This is a genomic window from Wenyingzhuangia sp. IMCC45574 (assembly GCF_054182685.1).
This window is the reverse complement of record NZ_CM135169.1, coordinates 2,947,710-2,969,502: the sequence shown is the minus strand read 5'-3', so window position 1 is coordinate 2,969,502 and position 21,793 is coordinate 2,947,710. Positions and strand designations below refer to the sequence as shown.

Below are 21,793 nucleotides of genomic sequence, written 5' to 3'. Positions count from 1 at the left end.
AAAAACTTTCAGCAGTACTGAAAGTTTTTTTTATAAATATATTAAAAAATTGTAATCTAATAGGTCCACATATCAGACTCTAAATTTCTGATTTCTCCTTTGATCTTTTCAGCTTCTCTTAACTGAAATAAAGATTCTGCTCTGTATTCTTTAATGGCTCTATTTCCAAACATATTTTCCTCTTTGATAATAACAGAAGAAAAATCTCTTGTGTTTAAAATAATGTCATAAGAAGCACTATGTGCAGAGAAACCACTTTTTATAGGATAAGAGTTGTGTAAAATCTCTCTAGCATCTGGATAAAATATCCAAAACAACGGGTATACAGAGTCGTCTTTAACGTCATCTCTACCTATAGTCTGAACATCTGGTGCCATTGGAGCAATGGCTAACAAACGGTAACTCATTTCTGCAGAAAGTTTATTAAAATACCAAATCCCTTTAATTTGATAAGATTGAATATCTTGTGCAGTAATGTAGTTTTTATCTACAAACTCACTAATATCTGCAGTAGGATCTTCATTTAATAAATCATAACCATAGCTAGCAGTATCTACCCTTACTAATTTCTTTTCTATTTCAGAAATTGGTAGTTTGTTAACAAATTGTGAATCTTCGTATACTTCAGTAATCTTTTTTTCTCTAATACTTTTTAATAAAGTAGTATATAAAGATTTACTAGTTAACAACTCATCATTCACTGGATAGTATAATGGAAAGTTTTTCTTTTGATATAAATCTATTGTTTCCCAAACCACTTTAGACCACAATATATCTCTATCATCTACATATGCATATGGCAAAGGTCGATCATTATCTACTTCTATACGCTCTTTAGATTTTACGCCAATTTGAGATGCTTTTTTTGCATTTAACAAATTGAATGACTGTGAAAAACCAATAGTAGTTGTTATAACTAACAAAAACGTACTAACTATTTTATGTTTCTTCATAATATATTAATTAGTAATTTCTACACTAATAGGTAATACTTCTTTTAACTTATAAGAAGAATTACCAACGATGTTTGCTCGCATACCAAAGATAGTAACAATATCACCTCTTCTGGCAGCTCCAATTGCTTTCTGAGCCTGAGCATTCATTCTATTTCCTCTAACTACTACAGTAGTTTTTCCAGGAACCTTTACTTTAAAACTTTGTACCTTCAATGTCAAATCGAAAACAAAATCTGGTAAACCTGCTTCTACAGTAGATTTAGCTAAACTTGCTTTAGGCATTTTTAATGTACCATATTGTTTTCTGATACTTGCCATTGCCTGAGGAATGTCTTTAATTCTAAATGAAACTGGTGGAGACTTTACTTTTTCTCCATTATCTGCCTCTCCAATTACATTGATAGCAACTGTTTTACCGGTTCTTGGCTTTAAGATGTAACTAGTTCCGCTTTTTTGAGATAAACCAGGAGCCGTTGCTTTTACCTTTGTTGGGCTAATTCCCGGAATAGTAATCGTAATAGGATTCTCTAATCCTCTATAAACTACATTCATCTTATCTGCAGAAACAATTGCTTGGTTAGATGCCGCTACTACAGAATAGTTACTTTTGATTTCTACAGGAACATCTTTACCGTTCTCTTTAAAAATAAACTTACCTACAATAGGTCTATCTCCTACGTTACCAGCTCTAAAACTATACTGTACCTTACCACCTTTAAAGTTCTTTTTTAAATCAATTGATCTACCATTAACTTCAACTTTGTTAGGTACTTTAGAATCATCTTTACTTGCCAAGAAAATTTCAGCTTTTACTTCGCTTCCTGGGCTATACGTATTTTTGTCTAACTTAACAAAAGCTTGCAATTGAGTTGCAGAAGCAGCCTCCTGTAATCTTCCTGATAAAAAAGCTGTTAATGTCTCACTTTCAATATTTAACGCTGTACTTTCCAAACTAGATAAAACTGCTAGTGACCCTATAACTGGTAATTTATAAAACTTATGTATTAACCATGGCTTATTATTGATCGGTTCAGTTCCAAAGTTAACTTCAACTTCCTCCTTGATTGTTACATTCTCACCAATCAAGTTAATCATTCCATTTCTATACTTGTCCACGGCTTTTATAAAACGCTGAGCATTTTCATTATTCCCCTCTCCTTTAAAGAAATATTCATCTAACAAATCCCCTTTATCCATCTTAGAAGCAGGTAATTCTCCTGTTTCTGGATCTAATGGATTTGCATCCGTAATAACTTTTTTAACAGTTTTAAGTTCACTAATCAACTCCTCAGTTAGTACTTTAACTTTTAAACCTGTTTCATAAGTCTCTTTATATTGAGCTGGGTTTTCAACACTAAACCTTTGTAAGTTTGATAATGCAGCACTATTTTTATTTTCACCTTGTTCAATCGCTTTCTCGGTCATATTGAACATATTCAAGAAAGCATCCATAACCTCTGCTGAAACATTTAATGCTAACATTGCCATTAACACCAAATACATAAGGTTAATCATTTTCTGCCTTGGGCTTAATTTTCCTCCTGCCATAAATTAATTGTTTTTGTAAAGTTTATACAGCAGTTCTTATTTTTTCCCTCCCATTGCAGTTAACATTCCTCCATAAACAGTATTTAAAGAAGATATGTTCTTAGAAAGGCTTTCCATTTGTTTTGTTAACTCTTCAGATTTTTGAGAAACAGAGTTTACTAACTTAGATTGATTTTCTAAAACTTGCATTTGAGACTTTTGCACTTTAGACATACTCTCTTCTTGAGTAGCATACATTGCATTAATCTTTTCTAAATGATTGGCAGCAGAAGTTATCTCCTTATTATATTTATTTGTATCTGCAACTGCTCCTGAGCTATCGCCTATCTGTTTAGCAGCACTCGATAAATTATTCATACTTGTAGTTAACTTAGTAACCACACCTGCATCTAATTTAGCGGCAGCTAACATATCGTCTATTTTCTTAGTTAAAAGCCCTTCTGGAGTTTCTTTTTTAGATTTTTTAGAAACTGATTGCCCTCCAGATAATTCAGGATATACTAATGTCCAATCTAATTCTTCTTGCGGCAAAGGTTCGAAAGAAGAAATAAAAAATATAAAAGCTTCTGTTCCTAAACCTAACTTTAACATAAAATCAGCACCTGGTAAATGTAATATTTTAAATAATGCACCAATAATTACTACAGCCCCTCCAATTCCGTAGGCCATCGCCATAAACTTTTTAAATCCTTTTGAATGAAACATATCTTTTTTTTTATTATTTGTTTTTTGTTATTTCTCTGTTCTAATATCTCCTAAATAGTCTTGTACTGTTCTAAAACCAATATAACTTTTAGCAGAGTCTGCATATTCATAATCTTGTGTACTTACTTCTAAAAAGTATGCAATATCTTTCCAAGAACCTCCTCTTACAATCTTTCTTTTATTTGCTGGATCATCTACATTTACATTTAATGAAGAAGTAATATAAGCTCCAGACATATTATAAGCATTAGAAGTCCATTCAGAAACATTTCCGGCCATGTTAAACAAACCATAATCATTAGATTGGAAAGATCTAGCTTCTACAGTATATATAAAACCATCTGCTCCAAAATCATTTCTTTTAGGTTTAAAATTGGCCAAGTAATAACCAGATTTATCGGTAACATATGGCCCTCCCCAAGGGTACTTCCCATTTTGCAAACCACCTCTTGCTGCAAATTCCCATTCAGCTTCTGTAGGCAATCTAAACTCTGGTGCTTGAATACCTGATTCACTTGCTCTTAAATAATCATTTTTCTTTTTTGTTCTCCAATTACAGAAAGCTTTTGCTTGATTCCAGCTTACTCCAACTACAGGATACTCTTCAAACGCTGAATGCCAAAAATAATTGCTTACCATTACATCGTTGTGAGAATACTCAAAGTCTCTAGCCCAAACTGTTGTATCTGGATAAATATTGAATTCTACAGGTACAATCGCCTTTTTTCCTGGCGTTTTGCTTTTAGTCTTAGGAGTTGGTAAATAAGAATATCTTAACAATTCGGTATCTACAACTCTTTTTTCACCAACATCTTCACTAGGTAAATAAATTCTATCCATTACCTCAGCATATGCTTCATCTGGGTATTCGTCTTGTTCCCATACAATATCAACTTCCCAATTTAAAGGAGATGTTCCTAAGTGGTTTTGACTTATTGAACCGTAAGTATCCAACATAAACTTTTGGTAAGGTGTAATCTTATCAGAGTTTACATCAATACTTAAATCTAAGTATTTATAGTCTGCAATAGATGCCTTTCTACCTCCAGCAGTTGCTAAAGTAGATGTTTCGGCAAAACGTGCCAATTCTGTTCTTACAACAGAATCTCTAACCCAATAAACGAATTCTTTGTATTCGGCATTGGTAACCTCTGTATCATCCATAAAAAATTCTTTTACAGACACACTTTTTGGCGATGCTCTATACGCTTCCCATCTATTTTCTTCGGTTTTACCCATAGTAAAAGTACCTCCAGGAATCAAAACCATCCCATAAGGTCTTTCTGCAAACCATGATTTAGATCTAGCTCCAACAAGTTCTCCCCTGTCACTAAACTTACTACAACTCACTAAGGATGTTGCAATTGCTAACAAGAAAAGTAATTTCTTCATATTGTTTTGGTTGTTTCTTCTATTGATTAGTAGAATTCGTTGTAAACTTAGAAAAAAAATCTAACTCTACAATAGTTCTTTTAGACCATAAATACAGTCTTAACTCAATCTTAAAACTGAATTATATATTCATTTTCTTATAAACGTTGTACCAACGTTCTGGCATTTTCTGTTCCGTAGCATTTAAATAATCCTCATGAGAACAAGGAACTAAGATATGTCTTTTATACTTATCCTGTACATTTATCTCAATCTCCATCCACCATCTCATGCTTTTATCACTTTGATAAAAAGAAATTACCTGATCTTCAAATGGCACTAAATATTTATAATAACTTTCTTTAGACCCGTATGGATAGTCTTTCGTTCTTAATGAAAAACCTTCTACAAAATACCAAATCATTTGTGAAATCAACTTGCTTGTTTGATTATTTACATCAAACAATGGGTTGAATTCATATATTCCAAAAGAAGTCAATTTATCACTAATTCCTGCATATCTACACAAAGCACAAATTTCATCACCATACAAACCATTAGGATTTGCATTTTGATTTGCCGGTGCCTCACTAGCTCTTACAACTCCCATATCTACAGCTACAATGTCAGCATCTCTCATTACAGGCTCTGCAATTGTTATGTCTTTTAACACTCCAACTCTGTGCGCTTCAAAACTTAACTGATCTATTAACGCAATTTCTTCTTTTGAGTTATAAAATGTCTGATATCCTAAATTTGCATAATTGAACAAATTATTAGGCTCATCTACTACAATTTTACTTAGGTAAGAGTTAGAATTTAAATGTTCTGACTCTGTACCAAAATTAAATTTAGGACTTGCAACTGCTAAATTTACAACCTGGTCTAGCTTATCATAGGCCCTATAATTTGCATAAATTAGGTCTTGACTTCCTCCAATAATAATTGGCAATATATCCTTTTTTAACAAAAAAGATACTGTTTCTTTAACAGCATAATAAGTGTCTTTTAATTGGTCTCCTCCTTTAATAGAACCTAAATCTACAATAGAAAAATCCCAATTCCCTGGATACAAACTATAAAACTGTTTACGAATAGCATCAGCCCCTATACCTGTTCCTTCATTTTCTACAGCTCCTCTAGACTCTCTAACATCAAAAAAAACAAGGCTTCTCTCTTTTAATTCAGGAAAGCCTTGTTCTTGTGTATGTATGCTTATAAAATTTTCAAGAACATCTGCACCTTCAATACCACTTCTAAGGATATCTTTAGAAACAGGAGTAAAAAATTCTTGAATCATATTTACTTATTTTTTCTTAGTAGTTCTTTTTGCAGGGGTCTTTTTAGCTGCTGCTTTTTTTCGCGCTGGTTTCTTAGGAGCATTCTTTTCAATAATGTCCTTTACTTCTTCTAACGTTAAAGCAGGTGCATCTATTGTCTTAGCTAATTCAATTTTCACCTTTCCTTTAAGAATTGTGTGTCTTCCCCAACGTGCTTTTTCTACTCTAATCCCCTCTTCTTCCCAGTTATGAACTACTTTATCTATTTCCTTTTGTTTCTTTTCTTCAATTAAAGTAACAATATCTTCATTTGATAAATTATCGAAATCGTACTTTTTGTTTACGTTGATAAACATACCATTCCACTTTAGATAAGGTCCAAAACGACCTACCCCTTTCTGCACTGGTAAATTTTCAAACTCAGCAATAGGAGCATCCGCTTTTTTCTTTGCCTCTACTAATTCCACAGCAATATCGTAATCTACCGCCATTGGATCTTGTTCTTTAGGCAGAGACACATACATTTTACCATACTTTACATAAGGACCAAAACGACCATTAGAAACAATCATCTCTTCACCTAAATAGTCTCCTAAATTTTTAGGTAATAAAAATAAATCTAGTACATCTTCTAATGTAACTGTACCTAAATGCTGTTCTTTTAATAAACTAGCAAATTGCTTTTCTTCATCATCGGGTCCTCCAATCTGAGCTAAAGGACCAAATTTACCTAAACGAACTAACACTGTTTTACCAGACTCGGGATGTGTTCCTAAAATACGTTCTCCACTCTCTCTTTCGGCATTTTCGGCAACATCTTTTACTTCTGTATGGAAACCTGAATAGAAATCTTTGATCATTCCAATCCAATCCTCATTCCCTCTTGCTATTTCATCAAATTGTTCTTCTACTTTAGCAGTAAAACCAAAATCTAGAATTTTATCAAAATGAGCAACCAAGAAATCATTCACAATATTTCCTATATCCGTAGGTACTAGCTTCCCTTTATCAGACCCTACTTTTTCACTTAAAGTTTTTGCTGCTACTTCATTATTTTTTAAAACAAACTGCTCGTATTTTCTTTCAACACCTTCAACAGTTCCCTTTTCTACATAGCCACGTCTTAAAACGGTTGAAATTGTAGGTGCATACGTAGAAGGTCTACCAATACCTAACTCTTCTAATTGCTTTACTAAAGAAGCTTCTGTAAATCTGTAGGGTGGTTTTGTAAAACGTTGTGTTGCTGTAATCAACTCATTCTTTAAAATATCCCCTACAGTTAAACGCGGCAACATTCCATCTTGCTCTTCCTCTTCATGATCGGTACCTTCTAAATATACTTTTAGGAAACCTTCGAACTTAATCATTTCACCGTTTGCAGTAAAAATCTTTTGGTTCTTGTCATTCTCAATTTTCACATTGGTACGTTCCAACTGAGCATCACTCATTTGAGATGCCAACGTTCTCTTCCATATCAAATCATACAATCTATTTTGATCGTATTCTTGATTTATTTGATGACGAGTCATGTCTGTAGGACGAATAGCCTCGTGTGCTTCTTGCGCTCCTTTAGACTTGGTATTATAATCTCTTGGCGTGCTGTACTCAGCTCCGTAATAAGAAGTAATTTCCTCGGCAGCTGCTTCTTTTGCTTCAACAGAAAGGTTTACACTATCTGTTCTCATATAAGTAATGATCCCTGCCTCGTACAAACGCTGTGCAACCGTCATTGTTTTAGAAACCGAGAACCCTAACTTTCTAGCAGCTTCCTGCTGTAATGTTGATGTAGTAAAAGGTGCTGTTGGTGATTTTTTGGCTGGTTTTTTAGTCAAATCAGCAATTTTAAACTCAGCTCCAACACACTCATTCAAAAACTGTTCTGCTTCTTCTCTAGTTGCAAAAGCTTTTGATATGCTTGCTTTAAACTTTTTTCCTTCAGCACTTAAAAATTCTGCAACTACTTTATAACTAGCTTCAGATTTAAATTCTAAAATACTACGCTCTCTTTCTACAATTAAACGAACTGCAACCGACTGAACCCTACCTGCAGATAAACCGGCTTTTACTTTTCTCCATAATACAGGAGATAGTTCATAACCTACAATTCTATCTAAAACACGTCTGGCCTGTTGGGCATCTACTAAATCGTAATTTATATTTCTAGGATTTTCAACAGCTTTTAAAATAGCCTTTTTGGTAATCTCGTGAAATACAATTCGTTTTGTTTTCTCTTCTTTTAACTTTAGCTGCTCTTTTAAATGCCAAGCAATTGCTTCCCCTTCACGGTCCTCATCACTTGCCAACCAAACCGTTTCGGCTTTGTTTGCTAAAGTTTTTAATTTTTTAACAACCGATTTTTTATCGTCGGAAACCAGATAGGTTGGTGTAAAATCGCCATCCACATCAATTCCCAACCCATTAGAAGGCAAATCTGCGATATGCCCAAAACTGGATTCTACTTGAAAATCTTTTCCTAAAAACTTCTCTATTGTCTTTGCCTTTGCAGGCGACTCAACTATTACAAGATTACTTGCCATATACCTCTTTTTCCTTAGTTAAAGTAGTGTATTTTGCGACAAAAGTAGGGAGAAAAATTAAAACCGGCACTCATATTTATACTTTTAAGGTTTTATTAACTCTAATATATTATGACAAACTGTCATAATATCTGATATTTTATTGTAAATTTGCCTTCCTATAAAATCAGAAAAATGAGTAGAGTTACAGATCAAGAAAAGGTGATAGATGCAAACAAGCAAGGACACCCTTTATCTACTGAATATAAAGAAGGTAACAACAAAAAATTATACATTGAAAGCTACGGTTGTCAAATGAATATGAACGACAGTGAAATTGTAGCTTCTATCCTATCAGAACAAGGCTATAATACCACTACTAAATTAGATGAAGCTGACTTAGTAATGGTTAACACTTGTTCTATTCGTGAAAAAGCGGAACAAACCATTCGTAAACGTCTTCAAAAATACAATGCTGTTAAAAAAACAAACCCAGCCATGAAAGTTGGTGTTTTGGGGTGTATGGCAGAGCGTTTAAAATCTAAGTTTTTAGATGAAGAAAAAATTGTAGACTTAGTTGTAGGTCCAGATGCTTATAGAGATTTACCTAATTTATTAGGAGAAGTTAACGAAGGTAGAAATGCTGTAAACGTGCTTTTATCTAAAGAAGAGACCTATGCAGATGTTTCTCCTGTTCGTTTAAATTCTAATGGTGTATCTGCTTTTGTTACCATTACTCGTGGTTGCGATAATATGTGTACATTTTGTGTAGTCCCTTTTACACGTGGTAGAGAACGAAGTAGAGATCCGCAAAGTATTATTTCTGAAATTAAAGACTTACAAGCTAAAGGATATAAAGAAATTACCTTACTAGGGCAAAACGTAGATAGCTACCTATGGTATGGTGGTGGATTAAAGAAAGATTTTGATAAAGCAAGTGAAATTGCCAAAGCAACTGCTGTTGGTTTTGCTGACTTATTAAAAATGGTAGCCAGTACTTTTCCTGATATGTGGGTACGTTTTTTCACAAACAATCCTCAGGATATGGATATTGAAGTTCTACACGCAATGGTTAAACACACGAATATTTGTAGATACTTACATTTACCGGTTCAATCTGGAAGCACTACTGTATTAGAAAGAATGAACCGTCAGCACACTCGTGAAGAGTACATGCAATTAATAGATACTATTAGAACCATGTTACCAGACTGTGCTATTTCTCAAGATATGATTATTGGTTTCTGTGGAGAAACTGAAGAAGAACACAAAGACACTCTTTCGTTAATGGAATATGTAAACTACGATTACGGATTCATGTTTGCTTATTCTGAAAGACCTGGAACTTTAGCCGCTAAAAAATTCCCAGACGATGTTCCTAACGACATTAAAAAAAGACGTTTGTCTGAAGTAATTGAACTACAACGTGGACTGAGTTTAAAAAACACACAGCACTATGTTGGTAAAACTGTAGAAGTTTTAATTGAAGGAAACTCAAAGAAATCTGATCAACATTGGATGGCTAGAAATTCGCAAAACTACGCTGTTGTTTTCCCTAAGGGAGAAGAACAAGTGGGAGATTTTGTGTCTGTCAAAATTACCGATTGTACTTCGGCAACATTATTGGGAGAAGTAGTTAAATAAGCATCGATGATGAATTGTTAGCTATTGCCAAAAAAATAGCTAACAAAACGTATTAAAGTTTACTATTAATAATTATTCAGCATTTACTCTTATCAATTAAAAAACTATGGAATCAGTTCAAGTTATAAAACAACGTTTTGGAATTATTGGTAACGATACCCAACTAAACAGATCTATTGAGAAAACAACGCGAGTTGCTCCTACAGATATTTCTGTATTAGTAGTTGGAGAAAGTGGAGTGGGTAAAGAGAGTATTCCTAAAATTATTCACCAACTATCACATAGAAAACACAACAACTATATAGCCGTTAACTGTGGTGCCATTCCGGAAGGAACTATTGATAGTGAATTATTTGGACACGAAAAAGGAGCTTTTACAGGAGCAACGAGCACCAGAAAAGGATATTTTGAAGTAGCAGATGGTGGAACTATTTTTTTAGATGAAGTAGGTGAACTACCATTGACCACACAAGTACGTTTGTTGCGTGTATTGGAAAACGGTGAGTTTATAAAAGTTGGTTCTTCTGATGTTCAAAAAACCAACGTTAGAATTGTTGCGGCCACCAATGTTAAAATGGTAGAAGCAATTAAAAAAGGAAAATTTAGAGAAGACTTATATTACAGGTTAAGTACGGTTGAGATTGAATTGCCTCCGTTAAGAAATAGAAATACCGATATACACTTACTATTTAGAAAGTTTGCCTCTGATTTTGCTCAGAAGTATAAAATGCCAACTGTTCGTTTAAACGATGAAGCTATAGATTTATTAATTCGCTATCACTTTCCTGGAAATATTCGTCAACTAAGAAATATAGCAGAACAGGTTTCTGTAATAGAAGAAAACAGAAATATTACTCCAGAAGTATTAAGAAACTACTTACCCAACCTAAGCAGTTCTTCACTCCCTATATTGGTAGATGATTCTGACAGTTTTAATGAAGAGGAAAAATCTAATCTTCTAAAAATGATCTACGAATTAAGATCTGAATTGAACGACTTAAAGCAGGTTACATTAAATTTAATGCAAAATAAACCTTCGGATAGAAAGCTAGAAGAATATGTAGCCCCACCAACAAGAGCTTTAAGTCCTCCTATAGAAAAAACACCGAGTCTTATGCCTTTCCCTACGGAAACACATATTGACGAAGAAGATATAGAAGACGATTTCTCTTATGCAGAAACGGTTGAAGAAGATGAAAACTTATCATTACATGACAAAGAAATAGAAATGATTAAAAAATCTTTGGAACGTAATAACAATAAAAGAAAACTAGCGGCAAAGGAACTAGGAATATCGGAACGAACTTTGTACAGAAAAATAAAACAATACAACTTATAAATTATATTTGTTGTTAAACCTCATTACAAGCATGACAAAGAACATCTTATTCGGTTCAATTTTAGCAATACTGTCCTTAATTGCAATTAGCTGTAAAGTTAGTTACAGTTTTACGGGAGGATCAGTTGGAGATGCAAAGACTATTCAGATAGATTTTTTTAACAACAACGCGCAATTAGTAGAACCTACGTTAAGTCAAGAATTCACCATTAATTTGCAAGATTTTTTCTTATCGCAAACCAACTTAGACTTAGTTAAAACCGATGGTGATTTACAATTTGAAGGAGAGATTACTAGATATACAATTACTCCAATGACTGCAACAGCCCAACAAACAGCTGCTCAAAACAGATTGACTATTGAAATAAACGTTCGTTACTATAACAAAACTGACGAAACCAAAAACTTCGAACAAAGATTCAGTCACTTTTACGATTACCCTGCGGATATAATATTAGAGGGAGATAAACTAGAACCTGCTTACGAAGAAATATTCGAAAGAATTAACCAAAACATATTCAATGCCTCTGTTGGAGGTTGGTAAAAAACACAAATGCAGAATTTTAAGGAAATAATAAAAACTGGGAATTTTAAAAGTATTAGCATCAGCGACGTTGAACATGTCACTGAAGCATACCCTTATTTTCAATTTGCAAAATCATTGTTATTAAAAAAATACAGAGACTCAGAACACTTTAAATACAACAACACTTTAAAGAATGTTGCCGCTCATACTATAAATAGAGAAGTTTTATTCAATTACATAAATCAGCTAGAAAAAAATAAAACAGTTGTAAAAGAAACCACAGCGGTTGCAACCAACAATAGCAATCCTATTTCTGTAACTAACATTATTAAAGAAATAGAAAAACCACTTGAATTTAACAACTCCGAAAAGCATAGCTTTAATGAATGGCTAAAGATTAAACACTTAAAACCAATTGTTAGAGAAGAAAAAAACGCACCATTACAAACAAAACTTAACACCATAGATCAGTTCTTACAGAACAACCCAAAAATTTCTCCATTAAAGAAAAATTTAACAAAAAATTCTTCTGTAGAAAAAAGTATAGAAGACAATTCTGATCAGTTAATGACAGAGACCTTAGCCAAGGTATATACCGCACAAAAGAAATACGCAGATGCAATTCAGGCCTATAAAATTTTAAGCTTGAAATATCCAGAAAAAAGTACTTTCTTTGCAGACCAAATATTAAGAATCGAAATTCTACAAAAAAATAAATCATGACAACATTTAACATCATGCTAGCAGTAATTATGTTAGTAGCTGTATTACTAATATTAATTGTTTTAGTACAAAACCCTAAAGGAGGAGGTCTATCATCTGCTATTGCAGGAGGTGCAGGTAATACTATTGGAGGTGTACAAAGCACTAACAAGTTCTTAGACAAAGCAACTTGGACATTAGCAATCTCTTTATTAGCATTAATCTTATTGTCTAGTTTAACAATTCCTAGAGACAGTGCTTCTAAATCAGACTTACAAGAAACTATTGAGCAAAGAGAGGTTCCAGCAGCTTCTGAAGCAACTGACAATATTGAGGATTTAATCAACAAGCCTACAGAAGAAAAAGAAACTAAAGAAGAATAGTTCTTTTTTTTAAGAATATCTTAAAAATGTCATCATGTCATTCATGGTGACATTTTTTTTATTGGCATACTTTTCGATTAAATCTACAACGTAATTAATAAATTCATTAAAACAATATACATTATGAGTATTAATATAAAACCATTAGCTGATAGAGTATTGGTGGAACCTACTCCAGCTGAAACAACTACTGCTTCGGGATTAATTATTCCAGATTCAGCAAAAGAAAAACCTTTAAAAGGTACTGTAGTAGCTGTAGGAAATGGAACAAGTGAAAACCCAATGACTGTAAAGGTTGGAGATACTGTATTATACGGTAAATACGCTGGAACTGAGTTAGCTTACGAAGGAACAGATTATTTAATTATGAGAGAGAGCGATATTTTCGCGATTATTTAAGCTTCGCTTGCTGTAAGCTAAATGCTTTAAGCCCTATGCGCTATGAGAGATTTTAAAAAATATGATGTTTGGAAAATAAGTCATGAGTTTACTTTAGAAGTTTACAACACTGTTGATTCATTTCCCACTGATGAAAAATTTGGAATTATCTCTCAAATCACAAGAGCTGCCGTTTCTATTCCAACGAATATAGCTGAAGGCTGTGGACGAGATAGTGACAGCGAATTTTCAAGATTTTTAACTATAGCATTAGGCTCAGCATCTGAAGTTGAATACTTATTAATTCTCTCTAAAGACTTAGACTATCTTTCTAAAGAAAATAGTCAACGATTAATTGATAAAATCAATTTAATCAAGAGAAAAACCTACAATTTAAAACAAAAATTAAAAACGCAATAAGCCTATAGCCTAGCGCATATAGCTTATAGCTAAAAACTAACAGAAATGGCAAAAGAAATCACTTTTGATATTGAAGCACGTGACGGATTAAAACGTGGAGTAGATGCATTAGCAAATGCAGTTAAAGTAACTTTAGGACCTAAAGGTCGTAACGTAGTAATTAGCAAAGCTTTTGGAGGACCACACATTACTAAAGATGGTGTTACTGTAGCTAAAGAAATTGAACTTCCTAATGCTTTAGAAAACATGGGAGCTCAAATGGTAAAAGAAGTAGCTTCTAAAACAAACGATTTAGCTGGAGATGGAACTACAACTGCAACCGTATTGGCACAAGCTATAGTTACAGAAGGATTAAAAAACGTTGCTGCTGGAGCCAATCCATTGGACTTAAAAAAAGGAATTGATAAGGCCGTAACATCTATTGTTACTGGTTTGGCTAAACAATCTGAAGTTGTTGGATCTGATTCTGATAAAATTCAACAAGTAGCAGCAATTTCTGCCAATAACGACAATACTATTGGAGATTTAATTGCAGAAGCTTTTGGAAAAGTTGGTAAAGAAGGTGTAATTACTGTAGAAGAAGCTAAAGGAACTGAAACATATGTAGATGTTGTAGAAGGAATGCAGTTTGATAGAGGATACTTATCTCCTTACTTTGTTACTAACTCTGAAAAAATGTTAGTAGAGTTAGAGAATCCTTATATTTTATTATACGACAAGAAAATCTCTAACTTAAAAGAGTTATTACCAATTTTAGAACCAATTTCTCAGAGCGGTAAACCATTATTAATTGTTGCAGAAGATGTTGATGGTGAAGCATTGGCTACTTTAGTAATGAACAAGTTAAGAGGAGCTTTAAAAATTGCTGCTGTTAAAGCACCAGGATTTGGAGACAGACGTAAAGCTATGTTAGAAGACATTGCAATCTTAACAGGTGGTGCTGTTATTTCTGAAGAGACAGGATTAACATTAGAAAACACTACTGTAGAGAACTTAGGAACTGCAGAAACTGTAACTATAGACAAAGACAACACAACTGTTGTTAACGGTGCAGGATCTGTAGAAACAATTGCTGCTAGAGTAAATCAAATCAAAGCTCAGATTGAAACTACTACATCTGAATACGATAAAGAAAAATTACAAGAGCGTTTGGCTAAGTTAGCTGGAGGTGTTGCTGTATTATACGTTGGTGCTGCTTCTGAAGTAGAGATGAAAGAAAAGAAAGACCGTGTAGACGATGCTTTACACGCTACAAGAGCTGCTGTAGAAGAAGGTATTGTTGCCGGTGGAGGTGTTGCCTTGGTTAGAGCTAAAGCGGCTTTAGCTAGCTTAGAAGTAGAAAACGCTGATGAAAAAACAGGAGTTGCTATTGTAAATAGAGCTATAGAAGAACCATTAAGACAAATTGTAAACAACGCAGGAGGAGAAGGTTCTGTTGTAGTTGCTAAAGTAATTGATGGAGAAGGAGACTTTGGATACAATGCTAAAACTGATGAATATGTAGAAATGTTCAAAGCAGGAATTATTGACCCTACAAAAGTAACTCGTGTAGCTTTAGAAAACGCTGCATCTGTTTCTGGTATGATTTTAACTACTGCTTGTACATTAACTGATTTACCTGAGCCAGAAGCTGCTGGAGGTGGACACGATCACCACCACGGAGGTATGCCAGGAATGATGTAAGATGTAAAATAACTTGTTGAGACGTTTATCAACAATTAAAAAATAGAAAGCCTAGAGATTTAAAAACCTCTAGGCTTTTCTTATTTTTATAAACACCAACTAGCAAACAGCAATGAATCTTAAAAGATACCTTCAAAGTATTAAAGAAATGTCTGATGATAAGGCAGCACTGATTAACACCTACTTTAAAGAAGAAAACTTAACAAAAGGAAGTCTTTTAATTCAAGAAGGTAAAACCAGTAAGAAATCTTACTTTATTGAATCTGGAATTATACGCTGTTATATTATAGACCTAAACGGAGACGAGGTTACAACGCGTTTCTATAGCGCTCCGGACTTTTTAAACGACTATCTTTCTTTTTTTGACCAAATACCTAGCAAAGAAAATTACGAACTGCTTACAGATTGTAAACTATACAGCATCAACTTTGAAAATGTACAGTACTGCTTCCACAATATTCCTGAATTTAGAGAATGGGGACGAATGCTTTTAACGCTTAACTATGTTCATATCAACCAAAAAATGATATCTCTCCACAAAGAAACTGCTTTGGAAAGATATGTGAACTTAAAAGAGAAATATCCCGAAATTATTCAGCAAGTCCCATTAAACATTATTGCATCCTATTTGGGCATTACCAAATATTCTTTGAGTAGAATTAGAAAAGAATTGCAAGAATTGCCATAGAGCAATTCATACTTTTTCCATACACCCCATCTTTGTAAAAAATTACAATACAATTATGGATTTATTTATTACACAAGTGCCTATTTGGGTAAACCTATTATTCATTCTTTTATTCTCCACCATTCCATTCTATTTAATTTTAAAAGCGATTAGATCTACCTATCAGAATTCTAAAATAAAAGAGTATCAAAAGATTAAAAAAAACATTTTAATTTTTTTCAGTCTCTATTTTACAATATCAGCTCTTCTCGGGATTTCTGGTTTCTTTAGCGTAAATACGCTTCCCCCTAGAATTTTATTAGTAACAGCATGGCCCCTTTTTATTTTTTATCTATTCTTTCTGCAAAAAAAGAAATGGTTTAAATCAATAATGGAAAAAATAAAAGTAGAACAATTGGTTCTGATTCATACTTTTAGATTTGTAGGTATTTTCTTTTTTATACTCTATTACTACAATGCTCTGCCAAAAGATTTTGCCTATGTAGGAGGTTATGGAGATATTATAACAGCCATATTTGCATTTCCTGTTGCATTTATGCTTAAAAGAAAAACCAAAAATGCAAAAACCTTAGCCTATGTATGGGGAGTGTTTGGATTACTCGATATCTTTTCTGTGATGGGGACAGCCGTTATATTAACAAAACAAGCCATGGAAGGTAACAGTGGAGACGTATTAGAGTTTGGAGCTTTTCCTTTTTCTTGGATCCCGGCTTTTGCTCCTGCTACCATTGTATTCTTACATATATTAATATTTAAAAAATTAAGAGAATACAATATAGCCTAATTTGAGTATCTCTCTATTTACTATAAAACTAGTCTATGTATTACAAAACCATCAGCCTAATGACTGATGGTTTTGTTTTTTTTACTCACATGAATTCTGAGTAGCATTATTCAAGTAGTTTGTAAACTCTCCCCAATTATATTTGTGTACATCAACCATCATAATTCTATCTATAAAATAATTTCTAGATCTTCCTGAAATTGTTAACACATAAGTTTCACCAGCTTTTAATTTATACAAAGGCCATTTCTTTTTATGATTCACATCCATCACTGTTCCTAATGACCATCTCTCATTTGAACCTCCAAAAAGTTTTTCAAATGCTGTTAAATTTGCCTTAGTTGGTGGGATATAATTATTTGTATTTACACAAGTCGCTTCAGAATAAATTTCTCCTGCTTCAAAATCCCCTTCCATTTTAATAAAACAATCGTTATAAGCATCTCCTCTACACTCATGATGAATTGCCTTCATAGCTCTAAGATACAATCTATATACTCCTGAATTTTTAACTTTAAACGTATACTTTAAGCTATTGTCTCTTTGGAAATCTGCTTTTTCTTGAGCTGTAGTCGCTGACCACCAATTCCCATTAAATCTTAGGTAACCTTGACCTCGGTGATCGGTAATTTCCTTGCTAACTATGTTACAATTCTTCTCATTTCCAAAACCAGACACAACAACTTCAGTTGCTTTGGTATCAAAAATCCACTTATTGCTATCTGCATTGTAATCTGAAAGTGTGTTTTCGGCCTCCATAACTAGTAAACCATTTTCTTCTACAAAGACAGCACATTTTTCATCATTTTTCCCTGTAGTATCATCTTTTAATAAAGGCGGAGTTGGCTGTTTTACTCCTTCACACACAGGAATAGATACAATTTCCTCATCCTTTTCACACTCGCAAGTTTCTTCGTTTAAACTAAAACCTGCATCACATGTTTTGGTACATGGTTCTTTTTCACACTCGCATGTTTCTTCATTTAAAACAAAACCAGTATCACAAGTTACAGTACATGTCTCCTCTGGAATTTCTTCTTTGTTTTTACTACAATCTACAAATGCTAAAGAAAGTAACATTGTAAATAGTAACATCTTAATTTTCATAATGGTAATTTAAAAAGGTTAGTTGTTCATGAAATTAACCAATAAGACAAACTATTAACAACACATATGTCTTACGTTTAAAAACCACCTAACAAAAAACCTTACATCATTAAAAATCAACCAATTCATCAAACTAGACAACTAATTGATTGCAACTAGTCCTGTCTTTTATATTCCCCGAAAAACCATAACCTAGGAGTCAGTTTAATATCATCGCCTTGATAATATCCATAGCCCAATATGGAATATGTATTCTTACTAACTTTTTCTTTAAAAAACTCAATTTTCTGTGGATTTTGCTCTTTTCGCCTCCAAATAATAGTTTTTTCACCTTCTGTTATCCCAAAATGCACCACTTTTTCATTGGGTTTATTCACAACACACCACATTTCACCGTCTTCAACCTTATTAACTCCAGTACTAATTTCTGTTTTATTCTCTTTTGGGTAATAGTCTGTAATAGTTACTTTTTGGTAATAAGGGCTTTCTGAAGTATATACTTGTTTTACCTGAATACGACCGACCTCTACAAGGCTTGACTTACGAATGTTTTGTATTGAAATATGCTCTAAATCTATACCAGAAACTTGAACTCGACTTGTATCCTCATAAATAACAAACTCTCCTTTCCAAGTACCATCTAAAGGCTTGAATACATTTGCATATTTATTATCTTTTGAAGTTTCTTTAGCTTGGGATTTACCTTTACAGCTTATTAAAATAAATAGAGAAAAAAACAAAAAGTAAAATAACTTCATAATTAAATTATTTATTGCTTTTAAAGATAAAAAAAGCCTGTTACTATTAAGTAACAGGCTTTGTATATGTACAAAAACGGTTAACTAAATAGTTCACACTTAAAAACCATCGCAGTTATAATTAAACCTCTGTAAAAAGGGAGCTTCTTTTTCATTTAATTCCCAGCTACTGGAACTACATTGAGGAGTTAGTTTACCTCTAGTTACGCAAAGCTCTTCCTTGTAACTTTTATAGATATTCTTTGACTCCGACACCCCTCTTAGATTTATAAAAGGTAGCTCTTGATATGGATTTATATTAGAATCGTAATTTGAAAAGTTTTGTGTTTTTATAGAGACTACCTCATATGTTAAAGTTTTAAAAGGACTCACCGATATAATTTCAAAACCTGTAGAGCTTATTCTTGTTTTCACCCTGATTAAATTTCCTGTTCTATTATAAAAATACTCACTGTTTTCATTTGCAATAATAGTTGGATTATCTATAGCTGTACTAAAAGCTTTCCCTTCAACTCTACTTAACCTATCATAAGAGTTGTAAAACAAAAACTCTTCCTTAAAAGTTCTTAAAATCGTTTTATCTATTTTGTTTTCTTCTACAAAATTTACGCTATTGGGTTTTGATTTATTGCCATTGTAATAAAACAGATAAACGCTATTTGCATTAGGATTACTATTACTCCTACTTAACTTGTAAATCTTTTCTACCCTATCTCTTGAATCATAAATAATACTATCTCTATAATATTCTGCACCTATAGATTCTGGTGATACAAAAGTATTATTCCTAATGGAAATTCTTCCTTGTTCATCATAAACATAACTGTGCTTGTAATAAGAAACACTTCCATTCCGAAAAACTCCATCTGATTTTATCAATCTACATTTATTTCTATTCATGGTATGATTACTATCTATAGAATCCCCAGAAGAACAACTAAACATAAGAAATAAAAACACAAAAACACCCCTCATAACAACTCAATAAAATTAACTGTGGAAAGGTATTTAAAAACAAAAAACCTGTTACAAAAAGTAACAGGCTTGTATATACTTATTAAAGTATTTTATTATCCTCCAAAGTCATCAAAACGTACGTTCTCTTTTGGTACTCCAAAATCGTCACACATTTTAACTACTGCTTGGTTCATCATTGGTGGTCCACAGAAATAGAATTCTATATCCTCAGGAGCTTCATGATCGTTTAAGTAGTTGTCAATTAATGCCTGGTGCACAAATCCTACAAAACCATCTCCTTCATCATCATGAATGTCTTTTTTCACTTTCCAGTTATCCTCTGGTAATGGTTCAGATAATACCAACTGTAATTTAAAGTTAGGGAACTTCTCCATTAACGATTCAAAATAGTGAATATAGAACAATTCACGTTTAGAACGTCCTCCGTACCAATATGTAACTCTACGACCCGTTTTCATGGTGTGGAACAGTTCATATAAGTGAGATCTCATTGGTGCCATTCCAGCTCCACCTCCTACATAAATCATTTCTGCATCAGAATCTTCGTTGATAAAGAATTCTCCATAAGGTCCAGAAATAGTTACTTTATCTCCAACCTTTTGGTTAAATACATAAGATGAAGCGATACCTGGATTCACATCCATCCATCCACCTTTTACTCTATCAAAAGGAGGACATGCAACACGAACGTTTAACATAATCTCTCTTCCTTCTGCAGGGTAAGAAGCCATAGAGTATGCTCTCTCTACTGTTTCTGTATTTTTCATTACCAATGGCCATAATCCAAACTTATCCCATTCTTCATGGAATTTTTCTGGCTCTCCTGGATGATCCGTTGGGTGTGCAGTAATATCCATGTCTGTATATTTTACTTCACAAGGTGGTATTTCTATCTGAATATATCCTCCTGCTTTGTAATCCATATCTTCTGGAATCTCTACTACAAATTCTTTAATAAAAGATGCTACGTTGTAGTTACGTACAACTGTTGCTTCCCATTTCTTAATTCCAAAAATTTCTTCTGGAATAGAAATCTCCATATCGTTCTTAACTTTTACCTGACACCCTAAACGTGCTCCTGCAGCTAATTCTTTACGAGTAAAGTGAGGTGTTTCTGTTGGCAATGCTTCACCTCCACCTGAATGAACGTGACACTCACATTGTAAACAAGTACCCCCTCCACCACATGCAGATGGTAAAAAGATTTTTTCGTTACCTAAAGTCCCTAATAAAGAACTACCAGCATCAACTTCAATTGTTTTTTCTCCGTTAATTGTGATTTTTACTTTTCCTGATGGTAATAACTTAGCTTTTGCTCCTAAAAGGATAGAAACCAAGATTAAAACAATGATCAAGAAAACTACAATACTTACTAAGATTGTCATAATACTTTGCTCTTTATTTTATTATAATTTAATTCCTGAAAAGGACATAAATCCAATTGCCATTAACCCAGTAATGATAAAGGTAATTCCTAAACCTTTTAATGGTGCTGGTACATTAGAATATGTAATTTTCTCTCTAATAGCTGCAATAGCAACAATTGCTAACAACCATCCAATTCCAGATCCTAATCCGTAAACAGCAGACTCTCCTACGTTCGCAAAGTCTTTTTGTTGCATAAATAAAGATCCTCCTAAAATTGCACAGTTTACAGCGATTAACGGTAAGAAAATACCTAAAGCTCCGTATAAAGCTGGTGCAAAACGTTCTACAATCATCTCTACCAATTGTACCATAGATGCAATTACTGCAATAAACATGATAAACGATAAGAAAGATAAATCAATAGAAGCGTACTCTTCTCCTAACCAAGATAATGCTCCTGGCTTTAATAAATAAGTATCTATTAAGAAGTTTACAGGTACTGTAATAGACAATACAAAAACTACGGCTGCTCCTAAACCAACAGCTGTATTTACTGTTTTAGATACTGCCAAGTATGAACACATTCCTAAGAAATATGCAAATACCATATTGTCTATAAAAATACTTTTTACAAATATGTTAATATAATCCATTTCTCT

General features: G+C 33.2%; 21 protein-coding genes. 10 read left to right on the top strand and 11 right to left on the bottom strand.

Annotated elements, in window-relative coordinates; all coding sequences use genetic code 11:
- Positions 1-56: 56 nt before the first annotated feature.
- The 6 genes from porN to topA form a co-directional block, all read right to left on the bottom strand.
- On the bottom strand, positions 57-953 hold the full coding sequence (gene porN / locus ACXHHC_RS12645) for a type IX secretion system ring subunit PorN/GldN (RefSeq protein WP_458226743.1): 897 nt from the start codon (positions 951-953) through the stop codon (positions 57-59).
- Positions 954-959: 6 nt separating this feature from the next.
- Positions 960-2,504: a type IX secretion system motor protein PorM/GldM gene (porM, locus tag ACXHHC_RS12640; protein ID WP_458226742.1), complete on the bottom strand. Its 1,545-nt coding sequence runs from the start codon at positions 2,502-2,504 to the stop codon at positions 960-962.
- Between the two features lie 36 nt (positions 2,505-2,540).
- Entirely contained in the window at positions 2,541-3,209 is a 669-nt protein-coding gene (porL, locus tag ACXHHC_RS12635) for a type IX secretion system motor protein PorL/GldL (protein WP_458226741.1), read from the bottom strand.
- 27 nt (positions 3,210-3,236) lie between these two features.
- Positions 3,237-4,601, bottom strand: coding sequence for a T9SS ring complex lipoprotein PorK/GldK (gene porK, locus ACXHHC_RS12630; RefSeq protein ID WP_458226740.1), 1,365 nt, complete (start codon positions 4,599-4,601; stop codon positions 3,237-3,239).
- 121 nt (positions 4,602-4,722) lie between these two features.
- Positions 4,723-5,880, bottom strand: a complete 1,158-nt coding sequence (locus tag ACXHHC_RS12625) for a formimidoylglutamase (protein WP_458226739.1) — start codon at positions 5,878-5,880, stop codon at positions 4,723-4,725.
- Between the two features lie 6 nt (positions 5,881-5,886).
- Positions 5,887-8,397, bottom strand: a complete 2,511-nt coding sequence (gene topA, locus ACXHHC_RS12620; RefSeq protein ID WP_458226738.1) for a type I DNA topoisomerase — start codon at positions 8,395-8,397, stop codon at positions 5,887-5,889.
- 174 nt (positions 8,398-8,571) lie between these two features.
- Between topA and miaB the strand changes: the two genes are divergently transcribed.
- The 10 genes from miaB to ACXHHC_RS12570 all read left to right on the top strand — a co-directional run bounded on the left by miaB (position 8,572) and on the right by ACXHHC_RS12570 (position 16,923).
- Positions 8,572-10,020 (top strand): tRNA (N6-isopentenyl adenosine(37)-C2)-methylthiotransferase MiaB, encoded by a 1,449-nt coding sequence (gene miaB, locus ACXHHC_RS12615; protein WP_458226737.1) that lies wholly within the window; start codon positions 8,572-8,574, stop codon positions 10,018-10,020.
- A 106-nt stretch (positions 10,021-10,126) separates the two neighbouring features.
- The gene (locus tag ACXHHC_RS12610; RefSeq protein ID WP_458226736.1) at positions 10,127-11,359 is read left to right on the top strand and encodes a sigma 54-interacting transcriptional regulator; all 1,233 of its coding nucleotides are present in this window, start codon (positions 10,127-10,129) and stop codon (positions 11,357-11,359) included.
- Between the two features lie 31 nt (positions 11,360-11,390).
- A complete protein-coding gene (locus ACXHHC_RS12605) occupies positions 11,391-11,903 on the top strand; it encodes an LptE family protein (RefSeq protein WP_458226735.1) in 513 nt (170 codons plus the stop codon).
- A gap of 9 nt (positions 11,904-11,912) precedes the next feature.
- Positions 11,913-12,608, top strand: a complete 696-nt coding sequence (locus ACXHHC_RS12600; protein WP_458226734.1) for a hypothetical protein — start codon at positions 11,913-11,915, stop codon at positions 12,606-12,608.
- The gene (gene secG, locus ACXHHC_RS12595) at positions 12,605-12,970 is read left to right on the top strand and encodes a preprotein translocase subunit SecG (protein WP_458226733.1); all 366 of its coding nucleotides are present in this window, start codon (positions 12,605-12,607) and stop codon (positions 12,968-12,970) included. Before ACXHHC_RS12600 ends, secG begins: the two co-directional genes overlap by 4 nt.
- A 123-nt stretch (positions 12,971-13,093) precedes the next feature.
- Positions 13,094-13,369 (top strand): co-chaperone GroES, encoded by a 276-nt coding sequence (locus ACXHHC_RS12590; protein WP_458226732.1) that lies wholly within the window; start codon positions 13,094-13,096, stop codon positions 13,367-13,369.
- Positions 13,370-13,411: 42 nt separating this feature from the next.
- Positions 13,412-13,768 (top strand): four helix bundle protein, encoded by a 357-nt coding sequence (locus ACXHHC_RS12585; protein ID WP_458226731.1) that lies wholly within the window; start codon positions 13,412-13,414, stop codon positions 13,766-13,768.
- Positions 13,769-13,813: 45 nt separating this feature from the next.
- Entirely contained in the window at positions 13,814-15,451 is a 1,638-nt protein-coding gene (gene groL / locus ACXHHC_RS12580; protein WP_458226730.1) for a chaperonin GroEL, read from the top strand.
- Between the two features lie 112 nt (positions 15,452-15,563).
- Entirely contained in the window at positions 15,564-16,139 is a 576-nt protein-coding gene (locus ACXHHC_RS12575; RefSeq protein ID WP_458226729.1) for a Crp/Fnr family transcriptional regulator, read from the top strand.
- 55 nt (positions 16,140-16,194) lie between these two features.
- Positions 16,195-16,923, top strand: a complete 729-nt coding sequence (locus tag ACXHHC_RS12570) for a hypothetical protein (protein ID WP_458226728.1) — start codon at positions 16,195-16,197, stop codon at positions 16,921-16,923.
- 81 nt (positions 16,924-17,004) lie between these two features.
- Here the strand turns inward: ACXHHC_RS12570 and ACXHHC_RS12565 are convergent, their stop codons facing one another.
- The 5 genes from ACXHHC_RS12565 to nqrE form a co-directional block, all read right to left on the bottom strand.
- Positions 17,005-18,030: a hypothetical protein gene (locus ACXHHC_RS12565; RefSeq protein ID WP_458226727.1), complete on the bottom strand. Its 1,026-nt coding sequence runs from the start codon at positions 18,028-18,030 to the stop codon at positions 17,005-17,007.
- Between the two features lie 155 nt (positions 18,031-18,185).
- On the bottom strand, positions 18,186-18,788 hold the full coding sequence (locus ACXHHC_RS12560; RefSeq protein ID WP_458226726.1) for a hypothetical protein: 603 nt from the start codon (positions 18,786-18,788) through the stop codon (positions 18,186-18,188).
- 99 nt (positions 18,789-18,887) lie between these two features.
- Positions 18,888-19,688 (bottom strand): hypothetical protein, encoded by an 801-nt coding sequence (locus ACXHHC_RS12555; protein WP_458226725.1) that lies wholly within the window; start codon positions 19,686-19,688, stop codon positions 18,888-18,890.
- Between the two features lie 170 nt (positions 19,689-19,858).
- A complete protein-coding gene (gene nqrF, locus ACXHHC_RS12550) occupies positions 19,859-21,151 on the bottom strand; it encodes an NADH:ubiquinone reductase (Na(+)-transporting) subunit F (protein ID WP_458226724.1) in 1,293 nt (430 codons plus the stop codon).
- A gap of 21 nt (positions 21,152-21,172) precedes the next feature.
- Positions 21,173-21,787 carry an NADH:ubiquinone reductase (Na(+)-transporting) subunit E gene (nqrE, locus tag ACXHHC_RS12545; protein WP_458226723.1) on the bottom strand — a complete coding sequence of 205 codons (615 nt, stop codon included), beginning with the start codon at positions 21,785-21,787 and terminating at the stop codon, positions 21,173-21,175.
- Positions 21,788-21,793 lie beyond the last annotated feature (6 nt).